General features: G+C 35.7%; 17 protein-coding genes. 12 read left to right on the plus strand and 5 right to left on the minus strand.

Annotated elements, in window-relative coordinates; translation table 11 throughout:
* Positions 1-270: 270 nt before the first annotated feature.
* The 3 genes from ACIQXJ_RS07115 to ACIQXJ_RS07125 all read right to left on the minus strand — a co-directional run bounded on the left by ACIQXJ_RS07115 (position 271) and on the right by ACIQXJ_RS07125 (position 1,538).
* Positions 271-471 (minus strand): hypothetical protein, encoded by a 201-nt coding sequence (locus tag ACIQXJ_RS07115; protein WP_403051399.1) that lies wholly within the window; start codon positions 469-471, stop codon positions 271-273.
* Positions 472-575: 104 nt separating this feature from the next.
* Positions 576-875 carry a hypothetical protein gene (locus tag ACIQXJ_RS07120; protein WP_403051402.1) on the minus strand — a complete coding sequence of 100 codons (300 nt, stop codon included), beginning with the start codon at positions 873-875 and terminating at the stop codon, positions 576-578.
* 396 nt (positions 876-1,271) lie between these two features.
* Complete coding sequence (locus tag ACIQXJ_RS07125) at positions 1,272-1,538, minus strand: translation initiation factor 2 (protein WP_340824483.1); 267 nt, start codon at positions 1,536-1,538, stop codon at positions 1,272-1,274.
* Positions 1,539-1,911: 373 nt separating this feature from the next.
* Here ACIQXJ_RS07125 and ACIQXJ_RS07130 point away from each other — a divergent pair, with 373 nt between their 5' ends.
* From ACIQXJ_RS07130 to ACIQXJ_RS07160, 7 genes are all read left to right on the plus strand, one after another.
* Positions 1,912-2,652 (plus strand): N-acetylmuramoyl-L-alanine amidase, encoded by a 741-nt coding sequence (locus ACIQXJ_RS07130; protein WP_403051405.1) that lies wholly within the window; start codon positions 1,912-1,914, stop codon positions 2,650-2,652.
* A 366-nt stretch (positions 2,653-3,018) separates the two neighbouring features.
* Entirely contained in the window at positions 3,019-4,536 is a 1,518-nt protein-coding gene (locus ACIQXJ_RS07135; RefSeq protein WP_403051407.1) for a lmo1851 family serine protease, read from the plus strand.
* A 68-nt stretch (positions 4,537-4,604) separates the two neighbouring features.
* Entirely contained in the window at positions 4,605-5,507 is a 903-nt protein-coding gene (locus ACIQXJ_RS07140) for a CobW family GTP-binding protein (protein WP_403051410.1), read from the plus strand.
* Between the two features lie 378 nt (positions 5,508-5,885).
* Positions 5,886-6,545, plus strand: a complete 660-nt coding sequence (locus tag ACIQXJ_RS07145; protein ID WP_403051413.1) for a CAP domain-containing protein — start codon at positions 5,886-5,888, stop codon at positions 6,543-6,545.
* Between the two features lie 179 nt (positions 6,546-6,724).
* Positions 6,725-8,158, plus strand: coding sequence for a spore germination protein (locus tag ACIQXJ_RS07150; protein ID WP_403051416.1), 1,434 nt, complete (start codon positions 6,725-6,727; stop codon positions 8,156-8,158).
* Complete coding sequence (locus ACIQXJ_RS07155) at positions 8,155-9,192, plus strand: GerAB/ArcD/ProY family transporter (protein WP_403051418.1); 1,038 nt, start codon at positions 8,155-8,157, stop codon at positions 9,190-9,192. Before ACIQXJ_RS07150 ends, ACIQXJ_RS07155 begins: the two co-directional genes overlap by 4 nt.
* The gene (locus ACIQXJ_RS07160) at positions 9,174-10,253 is read left to right on the plus strand and encodes a Ger(x)C family spore germination protein (protein WP_403051421.1); all 1,080 of its coding nucleotides are present in this window, start codon (positions 9,174-9,176) and stop codon (positions 10,251-10,253) included. The genes ACIQXJ_RS07155 and ACIQXJ_RS07160 overlap by 19 nt, the downstream gene beginning before the upstream one ends.
* A 70-nt stretch (positions 10,254-10,323) precedes the next feature.
* Here the strand turns inward: ACIQXJ_RS07160 and ACIQXJ_RS07165 are convergent, their stop codons facing one another.
* Entirely contained in the window at positions 10,324-11,673 is a 1,350-nt protein-coding gene (locus ACIQXJ_RS07165; RefSeq protein WP_403051424.1) for an MATE family efflux transporter, read from the minus strand.
* Between the two features lie 175 nt (positions 11,674-11,848).
* Here ACIQXJ_RS07165 and ACIQXJ_RS07170 point away from each other — a divergent pair, with 175 nt between their 5' ends.
* Entirely contained in the window at positions 11,849-12,925 is a 1,077-nt protein-coding gene (locus tag ACIQXJ_RS07170) for an undecaprenyldiphospho-muramoylpentapeptide beta-N-acetylglucosaminyltransferase (RefSeq protein ID WP_403051426.1), read from the plus strand.
* A 58-nt stretch (positions 12,926-12,983) separates the two neighbouring features.
* On the opposite strand, the gene ACIQXJ_RS07175 is transcribed toward ACIQXJ_RS07170, so the two are convergent.
* Positions 12,984-13,532 carry a GNAT family N-acetyltransferase gene (locus ACIQXJ_RS07175; protein ID WP_403051429.1) on the minus strand — a complete coding sequence of 183 codons (549 nt, stop codon included), beginning with the start codon at positions 13,530-13,532 and terminating at the stop codon, positions 12,984-12,986.
* 550 nt (positions 13,533-14,082) lie between these two features.
* Here ACIQXJ_RS07175 and ACIQXJ_RS07180 point away from each other — a divergent pair.
* The 4 genes from ACIQXJ_RS07180 (at position 14,083) to ACIQXJ_RS07195 (ending at position 21,335) form a co-directional block, all read left to right on the plus strand.
* Positions 14,083-16,110 carry a diguanylate cyclase domain-containing protein gene (locus ACIQXJ_RS07180; protein WP_403051432.1) on the plus strand — a complete coding sequence of 676 codons (2,028 nt, stop codon included), beginning with the start codon at positions 14,083-14,085 and terminating at the stop codon, positions 16,108-16,110.
* 110 nt (positions 16,111-16,220) lie between these two features.
* Complete coding sequence (locus ACIQXJ_RS07185) at positions 16,221-16,898, plus strand: response regulator transcription factor (protein ID WP_403051435.1); 678 nt, start codon at positions 16,221-16,223, stop codon at positions 16,896-16,898.
* A complete protein-coding gene (locus tag ACIQXJ_RS07190; protein ID WP_403051438.1) occupies positions 16,895-18,280 on the plus strand; it encodes a HAMP domain-containing sensor histidine kinase in 1,386 nt (461 codons plus the stop codon). The genes ACIQXJ_RS07185 and ACIQXJ_RS07190 overlap by 4 nt, the downstream gene beginning before the upstream one ends.
* A 232-nt stretch (positions 18,281-18,512) precedes the next feature.
* Positions 18,513-21,335, plus strand: coding sequence for a 2-oxoglutarate dehydrogenase E1 component (locus ACIQXJ_RS07195; RefSeq protein WP_403051441.1), 2,823 nt, complete (start codon positions 18,513-18,515; stop codon positions 21,333-21,335).
* Positions 21,336-21,379 lie beyond the last annotated feature (44 nt).

Here is a 21,379-nt window from a genome sequence, read left to right on the forward strand (position 1 = left end):
AATATGGACATAGCACAATGAAGAGTAACGTGAAAATAATAAATTTGTTCATACAACTTCACCTACCTAGTCGAGCTAGTACGCTTTTTATTTAATTGTACCATGTGAAATGGGATATTACGGAAAAATAATTTACAGCACATTGAGCTATTAACAAGGGGAGTAAACAGATTGCGTAAGAGTTCTAGCTGGGAAAGAGCAGCATTGAAAGGCAGTCAATGATTCATCACATCTTGTCGTTGGACGAATAATACATATGTATACTAAACGCTATTCACTAGCCGTATGGAAAACAATACTGTAAGAAATATTGAGTTTTGTACAAACCCACGACTCAAAGATTTTATCTATGACCATTTTCGTTTCTTCGTTATTCATCCTTTCGTCAATTCCTAATTGTGCAAAAGTAAATGTCTCTTGTATTCTTTCTTTATATTTAGTATCTACTGCAAAAGTGACTGTTCGGCTCATTTTGATTATCCTCCATTATGTATGTTGTAAAAGGTTATGTATAACACTGAACTTACGTCTAGAAAAATCATTTCTCAATCGCAAGTCCAGTAAAAAAAGTAGAATCATTGTTTTACCATTTCGCTCTTTAAGGCTTCTTCATTTCTATTTTGTTTCTTTTGGATACATAAAATAATGAGTGCTTGTACAGTCATCGCAAGTACGATAAAAATTAAATGTGTATTTTGATAGAACCATTTTGAAAAGAAATAAAATATAGGCGCCGATGATAAATAGGAGATATATTGATTTTTAGTTGCAATAAAAACGATTGTTGCAATACAAGAAGTAACCAATAAAAGTTCTACTATAACACCGATTGAACTACTGTCTAGGTAGTATTGTAAATCGTTTACATAGGACATGCTAAGTTCACCTCACTTTGTTACTAATAAATATTTACAAAAATTGTAACATAATAATGTCGTGTATGGAAGCTAATTGGAAAAATGTAAGTGATTGAAATAGGTGTCATCAGTCTGATTGTAAGATTTGATTAAATTCCACCTTTTCTCAATATTTAATTGACCAAATTTCTACATTGTCCTCTTCTGCAATATATAACTGTATATAATGATAGATTCGAGAATTTAATGAGGTTGCACCAAGTTATTGTTAAATTCAACAAAAATCCAAACCTCTAGCGATAGAGGTTTGGACGGATGCTTCATTACGGATTTTTACAATTCACTATGGGAGCTTTAATTATGTAAATGGGCTAGATGCCTGGCTAAAGATATTGGAAGATCTATGCTTGTATTTTATTTCAAATATTTTTTTATGTGTTTTAATTCAGCTATTAAATAATCGATTTGTTTTTGCATGTTTTCCGTCTGTTTTGTTTGGTTCGGTAAGTCTTGAGAACTTTGGTTGCTCGCTTTTTTTAAAGATTCTAAAGTGAGCCCCGCAGCAATTGTTTGAATGCCATCTCCTAATGTTGAAATGGACGTCCCTATATAGGCAAGCTTTGCTGCGTAAATATCGAGTGAATCCGTAGATTGGTTTGAATTATTTTGATTGTTGTTCATTGTAAAGCCCTCCCTAATTCCTTTTAATTCTCGGTCTTCTTATGACTATCTTATGCGCCCGAGACAAAAAAGGGGAATGGATATCATGCTTTCATAAATTACGCAAAAATAAATCAAAAGTTGAGATGCAATAGCGTTAGGCGTTTCATGTAATAGAGTGGATATAAAAACACAACTGAACTTGGCGATAGCGCATACTATAGAATTAAGCATCTATTCATATGGATGTTACTTCTAGCAAGTGACGAGACTGGAGCAAGTAAGTTAAACAATAATGCTCGTTATTTGGACCGATTACAGTTTTAGTAGTCGGTTTTCTAATGAGTCACTATAAAGATATGAAACGTAATTTAATAGGAGGGGGGGGAATCGCGTGGTATCAATAAGACAAAAATTAGTATCTGCAAATCAAGCTGCCAAGATTACAAATGGAAAAAACAATGCAAAAAAATACATCGTTGTCCATGAAACAGACAATACGAGCGTAGGCGCAGATGCAGATGCCCATGCTCGACTACAAATTAATGGTAATAGCAGAGCGGCAAGCTGGCATTGGCAAGTAGATGATCATGAAGCAGTACAATCTTTTGAGCACTATTGGGAATGCTGGGGAGCTGGAACTTATACAGGAAATACCCAAGGAATTCAGGTTGAAATATGTGTTAATAGTGATGGCAATTTTAATAAAGCTGTAGAAAATGCAGCAGCTTTAATAGCAAAAATAATGAAAGATGAAAATATATCAATCCAAAATGTCGTTCAACATCATTATTTCAGTGGCAAAAACTGTCCGAGAAATATACGTGCGGGGAAAGTCTCCTGGGCTAATTTTTTGAAAATGATAACAAATATTGATACGCCACAGCCCGAAAAACCACCAACCGAGTCAATGAAGTACCGTATCATCACTGGAACATATAGCAATCGAAATGCAGCTGTCAGCGTAGTAGATGTAATGCAGAAACGTTTTGGCTGGGTTGCTTATATTGAACAGGATGGCGCGCAATATCGTGTGAAAACAGGAACATTTACAGGGCTATCTGCTGCCAAAAGTGCAGAAATAAAAATAAAAACGGCAAAATTAGCACAAGTAACATATATTGTAGAAGCTTAATTACTATAAATCAAAATCTATGAGTATTTTAGTTGACTGCATATAGGAAATGAGTAAAATAGAAAAGCAGTACTATTATATACTTTAAACTTAGCAGCTAAGAGCATTGATGTGCCTCAGGAAGGTATCTGAGGCGCTTTTTATTTATAAATTGTAAATAGAAAGCTTATGTAGAGATATTGTTCTATTCATAGAAAATTGTCTAGGAAAAACAGCCTTTTTAATGTGCAATTTTATGAAGTTAATAGAGGGACAAGAGCTGTCATGAAATTTTGACACGCTTTTTCTTTTCGTCTCCTCTATAACCTGTTAAGATGGTAATAGTGTGACAACAAGTTAGTGTATATGAGAGTGGTGACAATCAAGATGGATGAACAGAAAAAAGATGGTTTAGAACAACAGCAAGAGCAAACACAGCAAGTAGAGGTAAAACCAGCGGGACAATTTATTCAGATGAAACCGTTTAAATTTATTATGCTGATGTTCTTTACAATCTTAATTACCGCAGGCTTAACAATTTTTGCGTTAACATTCGGTGAAAAGAAAGTAGTAGAAGTAAAAGTTCCGATAGAACGTGCGGAATTTACAAAATTATACGAAGCATTTGATATGCTAAAAGACAAATACTACAAAGATATTGAAGATGAAAAAGTAGTGGATGGTGCTATTAACGGCATGTTCGATGCATTAGAAGATCCATATTCTGACTTCATGGTGAAAGATGAGGCAGAACAGTTTAATTCTGGATTATCTTCGAGCTTCCAGGGAATCGGCGCTGAAATTCAAGAACGTAATGGTTTCATTACTGTTGTGTCACCTATTAAAAATTCACCTGCTGAAAAAGCGGGATTATTACCAAAAGACATAATTTTAACTGTTGACGGCAAAAGTATACAAGGGTTTAGCGCTTCTGAAGCAGTTGCACTAATTCGTGGTGAAAAGGGTACTCCTGTTAAGCTAACAGTGAAACGCGGAGAAAATGCTGAGCCAATTCAAATGACGATTGTTCGGGATGATATTCCTGTTGAAACGGTTTATGGTGAAATGCTAGATGGAGATATTGCACATATTCAAATTACATCGTTTAGTGAAGAAACAGCAAAAGAGCTAGAAAAAATACTTGTTGAATACGAAGGAAAAGGCATGAAAGGGATTGTCCTTGATTTACGCCAAAATCCTGGTGGGTATTTAAATGCAGCAGTTGAAATTTCTAATTTATTTGTGCCCGAAGGTAAACCGATTGTGCAAGTGCAACAAAAAGACGAAGAGCCTGAAATTACGAATGCTGCAGCAGGGAAAAAATATAATTTACCTGTAACTGTATTAGTTGATAATGGGAGTGCTTCTGCATCCGAAATTTTAGCTGCCGCTTTAAAAGAGTCAGTTGGTGCAAAAATTGTTGGTGAAACTTCTTTCGGTAAAGGGACAGTACAGAATGTTACGCCATTAAAAGATGGTTCTAATTTAAAATTCACTACTGGTAAATGGTTAACACCAAACGGTAACTGGATCAATGAAAAAGGTATTGAACCAGATGTAACAGTAGCTTATCCTGCATATGCTTCTTTACCAATTATAGATCCAACGATCGAAATGAAAGACGGCTTGCAATCAGACTCAATAAAAGTGGCTGAAGAAATGCTAGAGGTGCTAGGTTATGAGCCTGGTAAAGCTGACGGTATCTTTGACCAATTTACAGAGCGTGCGGTGAAAAAACTGCAAGCTGACAATAAGCTTGAAGAAACAGGTATTTTATCGAACGAAACAACTTACGCATTAATGGATGCATTACGTGCAAAAATGAAATCAGAAGATCCTCAACTTTTAAAAGCAAAAGAACTTATTTCTGATGCAAAAGATCAAACTGAGAAAAAAACAAACTAACACAGTAGCTGTCGCAGAAGTCGTCTCGTACGGCCCATGCGATGGCTTTTTTTATAGGAGGAATGATTGTGAAGGACGTATATTTATTTAGTGGGTTTCTAGGAAGCGGTAAGACTTCTATGCTGACAGACGTAATTCGTCAACTAAAAGAAAGGGGATTAAAGCCAGCTGTTATAATGAATGAGCTTGGTAAGCTGCCATTTGACTCACAAGCAGTGGAGGAGGATGTTCCTCTTAAAGAGATGCTAGAAGGCTGTATTTGTTGTTCAGGTGCTGAAAAAACAGAAGCTCAAATTCAATCTCTACTATTAGATAGTGAATTTGATGTGCTAATTATCGAAACTACTGGAGCTGCTCATCCTGTAGAAGCATTGGATGCTGTCTATTCACCCATTTTTGCCGAGCAGTTAAATGTAAAGGGCATTGTTACAGTTGCAGACTCAAAGCTATGGTTAAATCGTGAAACATTAACGCCACAAGTTCGTACATTATTTATGGAACAAATTCGCCATGCGCATTTATTACTGGCCAACAAAACGGATTTACTAAGCGAAGCGGAGCAAGCTAAAGTTGTCTATGAGCTACAAGGTTTTAATCCACATGCTTTTATTTTGCAAACTACAAATGGACGTGTACCATTACATTTACTTGAAAGTTTAACAGCTACAGTACAAATCGATAAACAAAATATTATTAAAGCTCCCATATCATCAATGCATTTAGGCTCTCGATTAGTGGAGTTCGACGGTGTGCACTTTACACAGGCGCAATTTGAGGATTGGGTACGGACATTGCCAGATTCGGTATATCGGATGAAAGGGTACGTTCCAATCGAAGGTGTTAAAAATCCAATGCTGTTTCAATATGCCTATGGAATGGTGCAATGGCTTCCAGAATACATTAAAATGCCAGCAAAGCTTGTTTTAATAGGTGAAAATATTGGGCGTGTTAATGTAATTGGTATTGATTAAATTGAGCTAAAAATAGGTTTTAAGAGTATTTCTGCGCGTGCACTTACTAGATAGCGTCAAGCTATCCAGTAGGGTCGAGCAGAATTTTTTTATTTTATCTCAGATTCTATAAAATTTTATTACTTTATTTAATGGATTGCTACAGTAATAAACTGTTCTTTTTAAAAAAACATAGTCTATTAATAGCTTCATTTTGAGTATTGTCAACCCTATATAAAACGTAAGTATTTCATTGCTTGGTGAAACTTGCTAAAAATTATAACAAAAAAACCCCTGTTTAACGTAAACTACTTTTCTGTTGGAGAAGCTAGCAAATGTTGGGAAGATTTTTAATAGAATCGTACTTTACGATAGTTTGCAGAGAGGAGAGATTGCAAAATGAAAAAAACACTTACTGCAATTTGTGCAACATTTCTTTTAGCAGCTCCAATTCAGTTGGCTTCTGCTGCTTCTAATACTACAGAGGGGAACACAGCAAATCAGACAACTAACTGCAAAGTTTACTATTATAATAATTGGTCAAATCACAAGTGGGTTGTAACGAAACCACATACGACAGCACCATCTAAAGATACTCAAACAAATCAACAAACAAATCAACAAAATAATACAACAACGACACCACCGACTACTTCTAAACCGACGACAACAACTTCGGATGTGAATGCTTTTGAACAAGAGGTAGTCAAATTAACGAATGCTGAGCGTACAAAAGCTGGTTTAAAAGCATTACAAACAGATGATAAATTAATGGCAGCTGCTCGAGAAAAATCTCAAGATATGCAATCGAAAAAGTATTTCTCACATACTAGCCCAACTTTTGGTTCACCATTTGATCGTATGAAAGCTTTAGGTATTACTTATAAGAGTGCCGGCGAAAATATCGCTCAAGGTCAACGTACACCTCAAGAGGTAGTGCAAGCTTGGATGGATTCACCAGGTCACCGCGCTAATATTTTAAATGCTACTTACACACATATTGGTGTTGGTTATGTGAAGTCTGGAAACTACTGGACACAACAATTTATTCAAAAATAATAATGTGAATGTTTACGAGAAACAAAACAATGCAAAAATAGGATGTCCAATAAGTCTTTAAGACTTATTTGGGCGTCTTTTTATTTTGACAAGAACAGAAAACTGAACAATTAAAAAGAAGACATTGCAGTTTGGAAAAAGCCTTTTTTGCCTATACTTCCATGTATAGGAGGCGTTTTATGGATAAAGTGGAATTAATGATGAAAAGCCTACAAAAAGCATTTAATCATTCGTCTGATTTTACAGTGAGACAAGTAGACTGGCGAGAAGGAACGTCTGCTATTTTATGCTTTTATTCCTCGCTCGTAGATGCAAAAGAAGTGCAGAGAGTACTCGATACTATTTATGCACGTTTAGATACAAACAAGCCCTTTTGGAGTGAAACGTTAATAACCACACTTGAGCTATTTTCTCTACCACTAGCTATTGAGCATATTTGTAATGGCGAAACACTGATCGTTATACCCGAAACTGGTGACATGCTTTCTCTTACTGTTGTGAACCAAGTACAACGAAGTCCTGACGAGCCAAATAATGAGCATGTTCTCCGAGGATCACATGAGGGGCTTGTTGAGGGCCTCGAAACAAATCTAGCATTATTACGGAAACGAATTCAAAATCCAGCGCTTGTAGTTAAATCTTTTTCAATCGGTAAAGAGACAAATACGAAAGCGTATTACTTATATATTGATGGGGTCATAAAACCTGAAACTTTGGATGAGATTGAAAAACGTATTGACGCCATTAACATTGAATATTTTTATAGTGTTGGCCAATTAAGTGATGAGTTAGAGGATTCTGTTTGGTCGCCTTTTCCACAATTGCTAAATACGGAGAGACCTGATCGCGTTGTAGCTAATTTAGTAGAAGGTAAAGTCGTATTGTTAACAAATATTTCCCCGACAGCCTTAATAGCACCTGTAACGTTTTTTTCCTTTTATCAATCGCCTGATGATTATAATGGTCGTGTGTTGGTCGGTACCTTTTATCGGATAGTTCGGTTAATGTCATTTCTTGCAGCTGTTTTCTTACCTGCATTTTATATTGCTATTATCAGTTTTCACTTTGAAGTACTTCCTTTAGAGTTGAGTAATCAAGTAAAGCATGACGTAAATGAAATACCTTATCGACCGTTAATAGAAGCACTTATTTTAGAAATTATTATGGAGCTTATTCGAGAATCCAGTATACGATTGCCACAATCAGTAGGACAGACGATAGGCATCGTGGGTGGTTTAGTAATAGGAGATGCTATCGTAAGTGCTGGCTTAGTATCAAATTTAATGGTGATAGTAGTCGCTTTAACCGCAATTTCAAGCTATGTAGTGCCTTCCGTAGAGCTAAATACATCAATTCGTATGCTTCGATTTCCATTTATGTTGCTCGCCTCATTATTTGGTTTTTTCGGTATTGTCATTGGAGTTGTTGTGTTATTGATTCACTTGATTAATTTAAGTTCTTTAAAACAACCATACTTTGCACCAATTGTGCCTTTTCAGCCAAAGGAAATATACAAAGTGTTTGTACGAGGACCGTATTTCAAACCAACTGTCCAAGTCACAACGTTTAGTCCACCGAAGGATAACAGTGTAAAGAATGGTGATACACCTTGAATTTTTCCCTATCTAAAGGACAATTTTTTTTACTATTATTTTTTATTGAAACAGGATTTATTTATATATCCTTTCAAACGCCATTAATTAGTGAAAGTAGAAATATGGCTTGGGTGCTATTTATCGTAGCAGCAATATGGCATTATTTTTTATTAATATTTTTTGAACGTTATTATCGTTATTTCTATTTAAATACATTTTTTCAATGGGTATATAAAATTTATTGGTTTTTAATGATCGCGTCATTTATAGCCTATATGGAATTTGTATTAGCATCATGGGTTTTACCTCAAACACCGGAATGGATTGTCATCTTTTTTATTGTGGCACTATCGTTATATGCCAATTTAAGTCGACCAGAAACAGTAATCAATATTGGTGTGATGCTTATTCCACTCGTATTTATTTTTATCATTTTTTTAATGCTAGCGGTACCAGATCTTACTTGGACAAACTTATTTCCGCTTGATTTTACTAATAAAAAAGAAATCATACAGGGCTTTATTCATGGTGCATTTGCTTTTATGGGCGCAGAATTGTTTTTAATATTTCGCCCCTTTTTACAAAAGGAATTAACTTTAAAGGGCAAGCCGATATTAATATATCAGCTTGTAATTTTTATATTTTATTTAATCTCAGTGCTTTTTTCTCAAATGTTTTTCACTATTGAGGAAATTAAATTAGTACCAGAGCCAATTATTTATATTCTTAAATCACAAGAAGTGACATTTGTGAAGCGACTGGATATTTTCTTTGTGTATATTTGGTTATCTTGGTCAATTGTCACTGTAATGATTGTGAATTTTACCTTTAGAGTCATCCATTTTAAAAAAGAAAGAAAACGTCCTAAGTTGCAAATTATTGTTTATCATGTTTTGCTAGCGATTGTCCCACTTTTTTTTGTTAAATTTAGAGTGATTGAATTTATGAAAAGTTCCTTCCATTATATATTTTTAATTTTTACCTTTCTATTGCCTATACTCATTATTTTTTGGAATAAATGGAGGGGGAAAGAGTGTATCGAAAAGGGATAATATTACTGTTGATTGTATTCCTTGCTGGTTGTTGGGATGAACGTTTATATAAAAACTCGTCAGTTGTGTCACTCGTTGGAGTTGAAGGGAAAGTAGGCGAATATAAAGGATATTACGCTTACCCTAAGTTAATTGATAATAAAAGTAAAATAATGGTAATAGAAGCGGAAGGTATTTCTCCCCGCGATATCCGTAATAGAGCTGACATGAAAGTGGAACAAACATTAGATTTGTCTGAATTAGCGACACTTCTTATTTCAAGTGATACTGCAAAGGAACCTCTTTATGACATTTTAGATATTTATTTTCGTGATCCCCAAAATCCGATATCTATTAAAGTTGCGTTGACTGAAGGGGATGTAAAGCCTTTTATTGAGTTAACTAAGGAAGTAACAGACAATGCAGGAGGGTACTATCAGCGCTTTATTGAAAGTGCTGAGAAAAATACAATTTACCCCAAACTTGATTTACAAATAATTGGCTCGACGCTGTTTGATGATGCAATAGATATATCAATTCCCTATATAAAAATGAATGAAGAAAAAAATATAGCAGAAGCAGCAGGGGTTGCTTTGTTTTCTGGTCAGATATTTACAGGGAAAATCTTAAATCCTAAACAATCGTTAAGTATGCTTTTATTAAGGGATGAAGCAAGTCAACACGCACGTATTGAATATATGATGAATTTAAATGATCAGGAAATACCAGTCACTTCAGAGGTCATTCATTTAAAAAGAAAGTGGACAATCTACGAAGACATGAAAAAAATAACGATGGACTATAAAATTGATTTAGAAATTGATGAGTTTTCAAAGAATCATTTGTATAAAAAAGAAACTTTAAAAACGCTAGAGGATAATTTCCAACAAAGAATTCAAGCTGACTTTGAGGAAGTGCTTCAAATTCTACAAGAACAAAAGTCAGATACTTTAGGGATAGGGCGATATATTCGTGCCTATCATCCAAAAATGTTTAAGGATGACTGGCACGAGCAATTTGCTTCACTTACATTAGAGCCGAAAGTGAAAGTTTCGATTATTCGTACAGGAATTCTCCGATAGTAAGGGCTTTTAGTCGTTTGATACAGAAAACAACGCAAAAATGTCTATATGCAACATTTTTGCGTTGTATTTATCGTAAAACGAATTTTTTTTGTACGAGCAGTAAGCGTATTAATAATGTAATAGCTCCAGCAGATAGACCAGCTACAAGCCCTAGCCAATATCCAACTGGCCCGAAGTTAGTATAGTTAGCTAGTAAATAACCTGTAGGTAATCCGATAATCCAATAGGAAATAATCGCCATAATAAATGTTATCGTGACATCTTTGTATCCTCTTAAAGCTCCTTGTACTGGAGCCTGAATAGAATCAGATAGCTGGAAAATGGCAGCAAACACTAAAAATTGTTGTGCATATTTTAAAACTAACTGATCCGTTGAATACATTGTCGCGATTTGTTCGCGTAATAAGTAAAGAATACAAGCTGAAAAAAAGCTAAATACAATGGCAGTCCCAACGCATAAATAACTATAAATTTTTGCATCACGTAGTCGACCAGCGCCAATTTCGAAACCTACTAAAATCGTAACACCCATTGAAATACTAAGAGGAACCATATATAACAACGATGTAAAGTTAATTGCGATTTGATGTGCAGCAATAATTTCAGTACTAAAGCTACTCATCATCATCGTTACGGCAGAAAATATACTTGTTTCCGCAAATAAGGAGATGCCGATTGGCACACCAATAACTAAAATCTCTTTACAGCTTAGCCATTCCAGCTTAGGCCATTCTCGGAATATATGAAAGTGTTCAAAAGGCACCCGCTTGGCTACTATCCAAACGGTGATAAAGAAAATTAACCAATAAGTAATGGCGGTGGCGACACCAGCACCAACACCGCCAAGCTCTGGCGCACCAAATTTGCCGAAAATGAAAATGTAATTTAGTAATATATTAATAGGTGTTGCAAGTAGCGTTATAATCATTGTTACACGTGTTTGACCTAACGCATCGATAAAGCAACGTAGGACAAAAAATAAAAAAAGTGGTATAAGTCCAACACACATTGCATGAATATAGGATTTGGCAATGTTATGTACGGCTTCTTCTAATTGCATATTTCCCAGTATCCAATCGAGTCCGACAAATAATAAAATAAATATTATGGCAGAAAGAACTAGTGCAACATATAAGCCTTGCTGAACAGCCTTTTTTGCAGCTTGTTCTTTTTTTGCTCCCACGAGTTGGGATACAATCGGCGTTATCGCTAATAGAATACCAGAAAGTCCCGTATAAATAGGCATCCAAATGGAAGAGCCTATTGAAACCCCAGCTAAATCGGCTGTTCCGTAGCGGCTAGACATTAAAATATCGAAAAACGAGATAAGATAAATGGCTACTTGGGTGACTAAAATCGGTACAATGATTTTTAATATTAAAGCATACTTTTGTTTTAACGTTTTCGTTTTATCCATAGTGAGTAACTTCCTTTATAAGCATAATGAATTAGTATAGCATAGAGTAGACATAATATGACTGAAAAATTAAAAGCTTCATCTATATCTTTTCTTTCGCATATAGTAAAATAAAAGACTGTAAACAAAAAGTAGCGAATGGCTACAATGGCTTTTAAGGAATAGGAGAATTTACGTGAAACAACTAACAATCATTTTAACCGGTGGTGGGACTGCAGGCCATGTATCACTTAACCAAGCGATATTACCTTCTTTACTTGAACTAGGTTATGATGTCCACTATATTGGTTCGGAGCAAGGTATTGAAAAAGAATTAATAGGCGAGGCATTTCCTAAAGTCCCTTTCTATGGGATAGCAAGTGGGAAATTGCGTCGTTATTTCTCTATGAAAAACTTTACAGATCCTTTTAAAGTGCTTGCTGGGATTATGCAAGCGTTTAGTATTATTAAAAAAGTGAAGCCAGAGGTCATCTTTTCAAAAGGTGGTTTTGTCTCTGTGCCTGTTGTAATGGCAGCTAAATTGGCAGGTGTACCAGTCGTTATACATGAATCAGATGTAACGCCTGGCTTGGCAAATAAAATTGCCCTACCTTTTGCTTCTCATATCTTCACTATTTTTGAAGAAACGCTCCAGCATTTACCAAATGAAAAGGCAACATGTACTGGTTCCATTATTCGAGAAGAATTATTTACTGGTGACAAAGCAAAAGGTCTTTCTTTCTGTGGATTTACAGCAGCTAAACCCGTTCTTTTAGTTATGGGTGGAAGCCTTGGCTCTATAGTGTTAAATGATGCATTACGCCATAATCTACCTGAGTTACTTCAAACATTCCAAGTAATTCATTTATGTGGAAAAGGGAATAAAGATGAAAGCTTGGAGTCAATGCCTGGCTACAAACAATTTGACTATGTGACAACTGAATTACCTGATTTGCTGCATGCAGCCGATTTTGTTGTTTCACGTGCAGGATCTAATTCTATTTTTGAATTTTTAGCACTTCATAAACCAATGTTATTAATTCCTCTTTCTGCACAAAAAAGTCGTGGAGATCAAATTTTGAATGCAAACTTATTCAAAAAACAAGGATATGCCGAAGTATTGCAAGAAGAGGAGCTAACGAAGGAATCTTTCATAAAATCGGTATATACATTAACAGAGCGAAAATCTGAAATGACAGCTACGATGGCAAAAACCCAAAGACCGAAAACGCCAGATGAAATGGCGAAGTTAATATTACAATATAAAAAATAAAAAGCAATGTGTGCTGTTATGATAAACAGTACACATTGCCTTTTTTTGATTGTTTCTATTACATTGCTTGTTCTTCGCCTTCTTGTGTTTGATTGGCGGTTGTCAGATAGAACAAGTCACGTGGAATTTTATATAAATTGAATTGTGCCTCGCCACTATTAACTTGTGTTAATAATGTAGGATGACTATCGTTTGCACTTACAACGTAAGGTAACTTTAATGCGGCACGTTGTGATTTAATATTTTCTACTCGAATACGAAGGAAAACTGTATTGAAATTATAATCAAAAAATAATTCATTCAAAAAAAGCATTTTTGCCTTTTGATTGTAACCTTGCCCTTGATAGGGGAGTCCTATCCACGTTCCGAGGAAGCCCGCACCGTCCTCAACATCATGAATGCTAATGGTGCCGATTGGTTGCCCCCAATCATCGGTAATTGTCCTTGAGATAGCGAGCCCTCTCGCTTCTTCTTCGATTAGTTGCTTGGTCATAAACCAGTATTCATCCGCCGATTTGGCTTTTTGACGGACGAAGGGAAAAACAGATGGATGCGATAATAGCTCATAAAGCTCTGTACATTCATGTAGGTCTCGATGTTTAAGCATACGAAACGCCTCCTTTACAAGGGTAGTCAAAACAATTCCGTTAAAGCATAAAGAATAAAACTAAAATTCGTACTGGAATTAAAAACCCAAAGAACTAGACGTTATAACTATGATATCCATAATCTCCCGCTGTCTTACTGATTTTGCGACCATACCGAAAAATGGCTAGTTTTATTGATATAATATAACAAGTCTACTGCTTGGTGCAATCAATTTGCTCTTTTAAACAAAAAATAAGTTTAATTGTCAGTTAATTCAGAATAATAGAGAAAAAACACCATTTGCTTTCTTATGTTATATATGGATAAAAAGTCTATTATAGTATTATATTACATCAAAATGGCGAAAATGGTATTACCTTTGTATCGTTTTCTTTATTTTTTAATAAAATATCATCAAATTATTCTCCAAAAAGGATAGAATCTTTCTTAATTCAAGAAAGTTAAACGAATGTAAATATGGTATAATATTAGTGTAATTTTTATGTTATAAATAAATACCATTTATAACGAATTTATATATATGTGACTTTATAATGGAGAGTGACATTATGGAATATCTTTTAAGCGAAAAACTTTTCAATCAACTATTTATTGGAGAAGATTTCGTCTATTTAATGAAAAAAGTAGGAGACGATTATCAATATGTTCGCTTAAATCAGGCTGCCCAAGTTCTGGTATCTACAAATGCCCTTGGGAAAATGCTGTCAGCTGTTACTTCTCGTCGGAATTTTGTCATTATTCAAGAAAATTATCACCGAGCTATTGAACAGCATCAACAAATCGATTATGTGGATTATGCTTATGTTAAATCAGAAGTTAGAAAATATGAGACCTCTGTCCGGCCGATAAAAGACGGGGATGATTACTATATTTTAGCTATTACAAAAGAAATCTTATATGACAGAAGTATTGAAGATAAATTTTTATTTATGCGATCAATGTTTGATCATGCTTATTTTTCAACAGTCATTTTATCTGCAGAAGGTAGTATATATGAAGTAAATACAAGTTTCATAGAAGATTTTAATTTAGATAATGATATGGTGAAACATCAGCCGTTCATTGACTTACCTATTATCCCTTATGATGAAATAGAGAAAATACAAAACTATTTACAAAGGGCTGCAATGGGCGAAAATATTGGTGAAAAGCTGATTAAGCTTCATACATTGGATAAACAGGAGCGCATGTATTTAGTTTCGTTGTCACCAGTAATGCAAGGTGATAACTCCTTTGCTATTTTTCTTATCATGCAAGATTTTACACAATTTACAGAGCAAAAGGCAGAGCTGCGTTCAAAAACCCATGGTCTCGAAGTGTTTAAGGCGGCTTTAAATTTCGCGACTTCTATTGCTATTTTAGATAACGAAGGCACAATTATGGAAGTTAATGATTTATTTTTAAATGCTTCGGGATTTACTGCTGAAGAGCTAATTGGTCAACCGTATAATCTTATCGAGCCACGTAATAATAAAAAAGGAGTTTTTCAAACAATCAACGAATCCCTTGTATTGGGGGAGGTTTGGCGAGGGGAGCTGTGCTATCGCACCAAATATCATGCAGACTATTGGGTAGAGGCAGCCATTGTGCCATTGAAAAATGAATTTGGCAAAGTGGAACAATATTTATCCATTAACTATGATATTACGGACAAGAAAAGAATGTTAACGGAATTGAAAAATATTGAGCGTACTTTCCGATTAATTACTGAAAATACAAATGATTTAATTGTCATCATAAATGAGGATGGCATTATTATTTATGCCTCACCGTCCTATAGGATGTATTTAGGCTATGAGATTGTTGAATTACAGGGACAGTTTTACAATAGTATAATCGACGAGCAAAGTAAGCCAGCGTGGCAAGCATTTCTAAATGATTTTACAGCTAAGCCGGACACACAGTTTGAGCTTTTGCTTAAGTCAAAGGATGGTACGCCTGTTTGGACTGAAGGAAATGTAACGGTCGTGCATGATACAGAACGCGAAACAATTTCCCAAATAATAATGGTTTCACGTGAAATTACTCATCGAAAAGAACGAGAAAATGATTTACTATATCTAGCCTATCACGATAGCCTTACGCAGTTACCAAATCGAAGGTTTTTATTGAAAGAATTCCCCAAACTTCTTTCGGACGCACATGCAAAAGACACTTGTATCGCAATGCTTTATATTGATGGAGATGACTTTAAGGATGTAAATGATCAATATGGGCATGATATGGGAGATGATTTTATCCGCAATTTCGGTAATGTGCTTATAACATCTGTACGTAGTCATGATTTAGTCATCCGAATGGGTGGAGATGAATTTATCATTATATTAACGGGTTTAACGCGGAATTCTGAAGAGAGACAAGTTCAGATAATGCATATTATTAACCGTATTCGCAATGAATTGAAAAATGGATGGACTATAGAAAAGTACTTTTTTGCACCTACTGCATCTATTGGGATAGCTTATTATCCTGACCACGCAACAACTCTTGAGTCGTTAATGGATTTAGCAGACCAAGCTTTATATAAAGCGAAGGAATGCGGAAAAAATAATTTATTTATTACTGGACCACTTTAAAAAAAGTCTGTACAAACGAGTATTTACTTGTGGTACAGGCTTTTTAATTGATGTTATGCTAGTACTATAATAGAGATGATGTTTATATTTTGAAATTAGAAGGTGATCAAATGCCTAAGAAAATACTTTTAGTAGAAGATGAGAAGCATATTGCCCGATTTGTAGAGCTAGAGTTACAACATGAGGGCTATAATGTAAACGTTGCCTTTGATGGGCGAGAAGGGCTAGCATTTGCCACAACTGAAAATTATGATGTGCTATTACTCGATGTGATGCTACCTGGTATTAATGGAATTGAAATTTGCCGTAGGGTACGTACTCAATCCCAGGTACCGATCATTTTACTTACCGCTAGAGACGCAGTAATGGATAGAGTTGCTGGTTTAGATGCTGGGGCTGATGATTACATAGTGAAGCCATTCGCAATCGAAGAATTGCTTGCCCGCATACGAACTATTTTGCGCCGTGTAGAGCCTAACGAAAAAATGGGAGGGGACATACTTCAATTTCGAGATATTGAAATTGACATTGATGCATATGAGGTATTGGTTCAAGGTAAAAAACTTGATCTGACTAAAACCGAATATGATTTGTTAAAGCTATTAATGGAACAAAAAAATCGAGTTTGTACACGTGAGCTAATTCTAACTTCTGTTTGGGGGTATGATGCTGATATCGAGACAAATGTCGTTGATGTATATATTCGCCATTTACGGACAAAACTACCCGGTGATTCAAATGCCTATATTGAGACCGTTCGTGGAGTAGGATACGTGATGCGCGAATGAAAAAAATAAAGGAATACGTAAGTAATCTATCATTACAAAGAAAATGGATGTTGACATCTAGTGCAGTTATTTTTATAAGCTATGCGATTATTTGTATAGTCGTATATGTATCACTGCATACTTGGCTTTTAAATGATGAAGAAAGCAAAGTGAAACGAACAAGAGATGATGTTGTTTCATTCTTAGAGTCACAAGGACCAAATATCTCGATACAACAAATTCAGCAAAATACGGGATTATTAAAATCAATTGTCGATCGTGATCAAACTGTTAGACTATATAATAATGATGGTATTGAAATTTTACGTATTAATAATGCCTCACAAGCTGCCCCGCTTTCTCCAATGGGGTCAATTGTACAGACGACCATTGACAAAAAAGATGCGTATGTTGTTAATGAACCGTTACAGCTTGGTTTTTTTCAAGTATATATACAAGTGATACATCCGTTAACACGTTTTGAATCATTAATGCGTTATTTGTTGACTGCTATGCTCATTGCTGGTGTAGGTGCATTATTACTTTCAGGTTCCATTGGATATTATTTAGCAAATTATTTAACGAAGCCTCTTCATGCATTACATGCATCAATGAAAACAGTAATGGATCAAGGTTTTAATGAACCAATTCAGCTATCCTATACATCACATGATGAAATTGGCGATTTGTTGAAAATGTACAATGCAATGATGAATGAACTACAAATTTCTTTTGCTCAACAGCAACAATTTGTCGCAGATGCTTCACATGAATTACGGACTCCGATTCAGGCGATAGAGGGACATCTTTCATTATTGAAACGCTGGGGCAAGGACGATCCAGCTATTCTTGAAGAGTCTATAGACACATCGCTGACGGAAATTACTCGAATGCGTAAAATGATTGAAGAGTTACTGGAGCTTGCACGACGGGAAGAAAAAGATGAGATGAGTGAAGCAAATCCAATAGAAGTAATTGAAAGTGTGATAGAAGAAATGGTGCTTCTAAACCCGACAGCAAAAATAACGCTGTCGAAAAATGGTGAAATTGGGGCAGTGTTTATAACATCTAATGCGCTTAGTCAAATAGTTCGCAACATAGTAGAAAATGCGATTCGTTATTGTGAAAAAGTTCCGGAAGTGAATATTTCCCTTTCGAAACAGGAAGATGAAATGCAAATTCAAATCGCTGATAACGGTATTGGTATAGCTGAAAATAATTTACCATATATTTTTGATCGTTTTTATCGTGTTGATGAGGCAAGAAATCGCCAAATTGGCGGTACAGGCTTAGGTCTCAGTATCTCTAAAATGCTACTTGAAAAATACAATGCTTCGGTAGAAGTCAAGAGTGAAGAAAATGTTGGAACCGTTTTCTTGTTGAGGCTACCGCTAAAATATTAAAGAAAATGCGCGGTTTATTTAAGATTTTTAGCCTTCGGGAAAAAAATTGCTTAATTTGCTAAAAAGTGTTGTATTTTTTGTGAAGAGTAGTAAGATTGAGATGGAAAAAACGTTCTTTAAAATATGGATAACTTGTGTCAAACATCCTTTAAAAGAACGGGATAATATTATATAATTAATTGTAATTTAATTAATGGAACTGCCGATAGGCAAAATTTGGAGGTCATTTTTCATGTCGAACAACGTTACAACTGTAAGTTCTCCATGGTCAGCTTTCTCTGGTCCTAACTTAGGATATGTGATGGAGCAATACGACTTATTCTTACAGTCTCCTGAAGAAGTAGAACCGGAGTTAGTATCATTATTCCAACAATTTGGTGCACCAGTAGAAGTAGAAGGTGAAGTAGCTGTAGTAAGTGGTTCAGCAGCTCCTGCTGGCGATTATAAAAAGGTATTGGCAGCTGTTAAATTAGCTGATGCAATTCGTTCTAAAGGGCATTTAGCTGCAGATATTTATCCTTTAAAAAATCGTGCACTTCAAACAGCACAAATTGAAGAAAGTGCGTTCAACTTAAGTCCTGCGGATTTAGCAGAAATACCTGCTGCTATCTTCTTCAAAGATGTGCCAGCGGGCGTGAAAAATGGTAAGGATGCTATTGACTATTTGAAATCTGTCTATACAGATAAAGTAGCTTTTGAATATGAGCATGTTGTAGCAACTGAAGAACGTGAATGGATTCAAGCACAAATCGAATCTGGTTCTTTAAAACAAGCACTAACTTCAGATGAGAAAAAAGCGTTATTAGATCGTTTAACACGTGTTGAAAACTTTGAAAAATTCATTCACAAAACATTTGTTGGTCAAAAACGTTTCTCTGGAGAAGGTTTAGATACTCAAATCGTCCTTTTTGATGAAATTTTAAAAACAGTAGAAGCAAACAATGTTGAAAATGTTCGTATAGGGATGGCGCACCGTGGTCGTCTAAATGTACTAACACATATTTTAAATAAACCATATGACATGATGTTCTCAGATTTTGCACATGTTTCAAACGATTTATTTATGCCAGAACATGGTCGACTTGAAATTACAAAAGGTTGGACTGGCGATGTGAAATACCACATGGGTGCTTCATATACTCGTGAATCAGGCATGAACGTAAAACTAGCATATAACCCTTCTCACTTAGAAGTTGGAAACCCAGTTGTATTAGGTTCTACTCGTGCAACGCAAGATGATACATCAAAACCAGGGCAAGCTGTGCATAATCCAGCTAAAGGCTTAGGTATTCTTGTACATGGTGATGCTGCATTCCCTGGTCAAGGTATTGTTACAGAAGTGTTAAACTATTCGAAAACAGAAGGTTTCTCAACAGGTGGGACAATTCATATCATTGCCAATAACATGATTGGTTTCACTACAGAGCTTCAAGACTCACGTTCATCTGTCTATTCTTCAGATCCAGCAAAAGGTTATGAAGTACCAGTTGTTCATGTGAACGCAGACAGCCCAGAAGCTGTTTCTCAAGTAGGTCGTTTTGCAGCAAGCTACCGCCAAAAATTCGGTAAAGATATTGTTGTTGACTTAATTGGTTACCGTCGACATGGTCATAATGAAACAGATGACCCAACTGTAACAAATCCAGAAACATACAAACTTGTTGCGAAACATGAGACAATTCGTGCATTATACGGAGCGCAATTAGTAGCAGAAGGTTTAGTTACTGCTGATGAAGTTGCGGCACTTGATTCAGCTATTTATGCTGAGATGCAGGTTGCTTACGATCACGTAAAAGAAATGGCAGAAAAAGATGAACATAAACATTTAGAAATGCCAGAAGAATTAAAAATTAATTTCCCACAAGTTGATACAGCGGTAGGTGCTGAGCGTTTAGAAACGATTAACGAAGAACTACTTGTGTTTGAACAAAACTTCGAGCCACAAAAGAAATTAGGCAAAATTTTAGAAAAACGTCGTGATGCATTTGCATCTGCAAAAATTGATTGGGGTCATGCTGAAACATTAGCATACGCAACAATTATTCAAGATGGTACGCCAGTACGATTTACTGGTCAAGATGCTCAACGTGGTACATTCTCACAACGTCATTTAGTGTTACATGACAAAAATAACGGTAACGTATTTACACCACTTCACCATATTTCTGGTGCAAGCGCTTCATTTACAGTACACAACTCACCATTGACAGAAGCTGGGGTGGTTGGCTTTGAATACGGTTACAATTTAGAAAAAGGTAACGTACTTTCAGTATGGGAAGCGCAATTTGGTGACTTTGCGAACATGGCTCAAGTGATGTTTGATAACTTCATTTCAGGGGCACGTTCTAAGTGGGGGCAAAAATCTGGCTTCGTCATTCTTTTACCTCACGGTTATGAAGGGCAAGGTCCTGAACACTCTTCAAGCCGTATGGAGCGCTATTTACAAATGTCTGCTGAAAATAACTGGTTTGTTGCAAACTGCTCGAATGCAGGGAACTACTACCACTTATTACGTCGTCAAGCAGCATTGTTGGAAACAGAAGGTGTGCGTCCATTAGTTGTTGTATCACCAAAATCGTTACTTCGTCATCCATTAGCTGCAGCAAATGCTGAACAATTAGCAAATGGCTCATTCCAAGAAGTAATCGAGCAACCAGGTTTAGGTTCAAAAACTAAATCTGTTGAACGAATTGTATTAGGTACGGGTAAAGTAATGATTGACTTAGCAGACCGCGTGAAAGATGGAGAAGGCTTCGATCATTTACACATTGTTCGTGTAGAGCAACTTTACCCATTCCCAACAGCGCAAGTTGCTGATATTATTGCTAAGTATCCTAACGCTAAAGAAATCGTATGGGTACAAGAAGAACCTAAAAACCAAGGTACTTGGAATTACGCATTGGAAACATTATATGAACTATCTGAAGGCAAAAAGCTTCGTTATGTAGGTCGTCCTGCAATGAGTTCAACTTCAGAAGGTGATGCAGATTCTCATAAAGCAGCTCAATCAGCTCTAATTGAAGAAGCAGTTGCTGAAACGGTAAAAGTAAACTAAATATATCATTATTACTGGAAGCTGGGCTACATGCCTAAGGCGGT

Origin of the sequence: Lysinibacillus sp. NPDC097868 (genome assembly GCF_044761135.1) — a bacterium.
Lineage (GTDB): Bacteria > Bacillota > Bacilli > Bacillales_A > Planococcaceae > Lysinibacillus.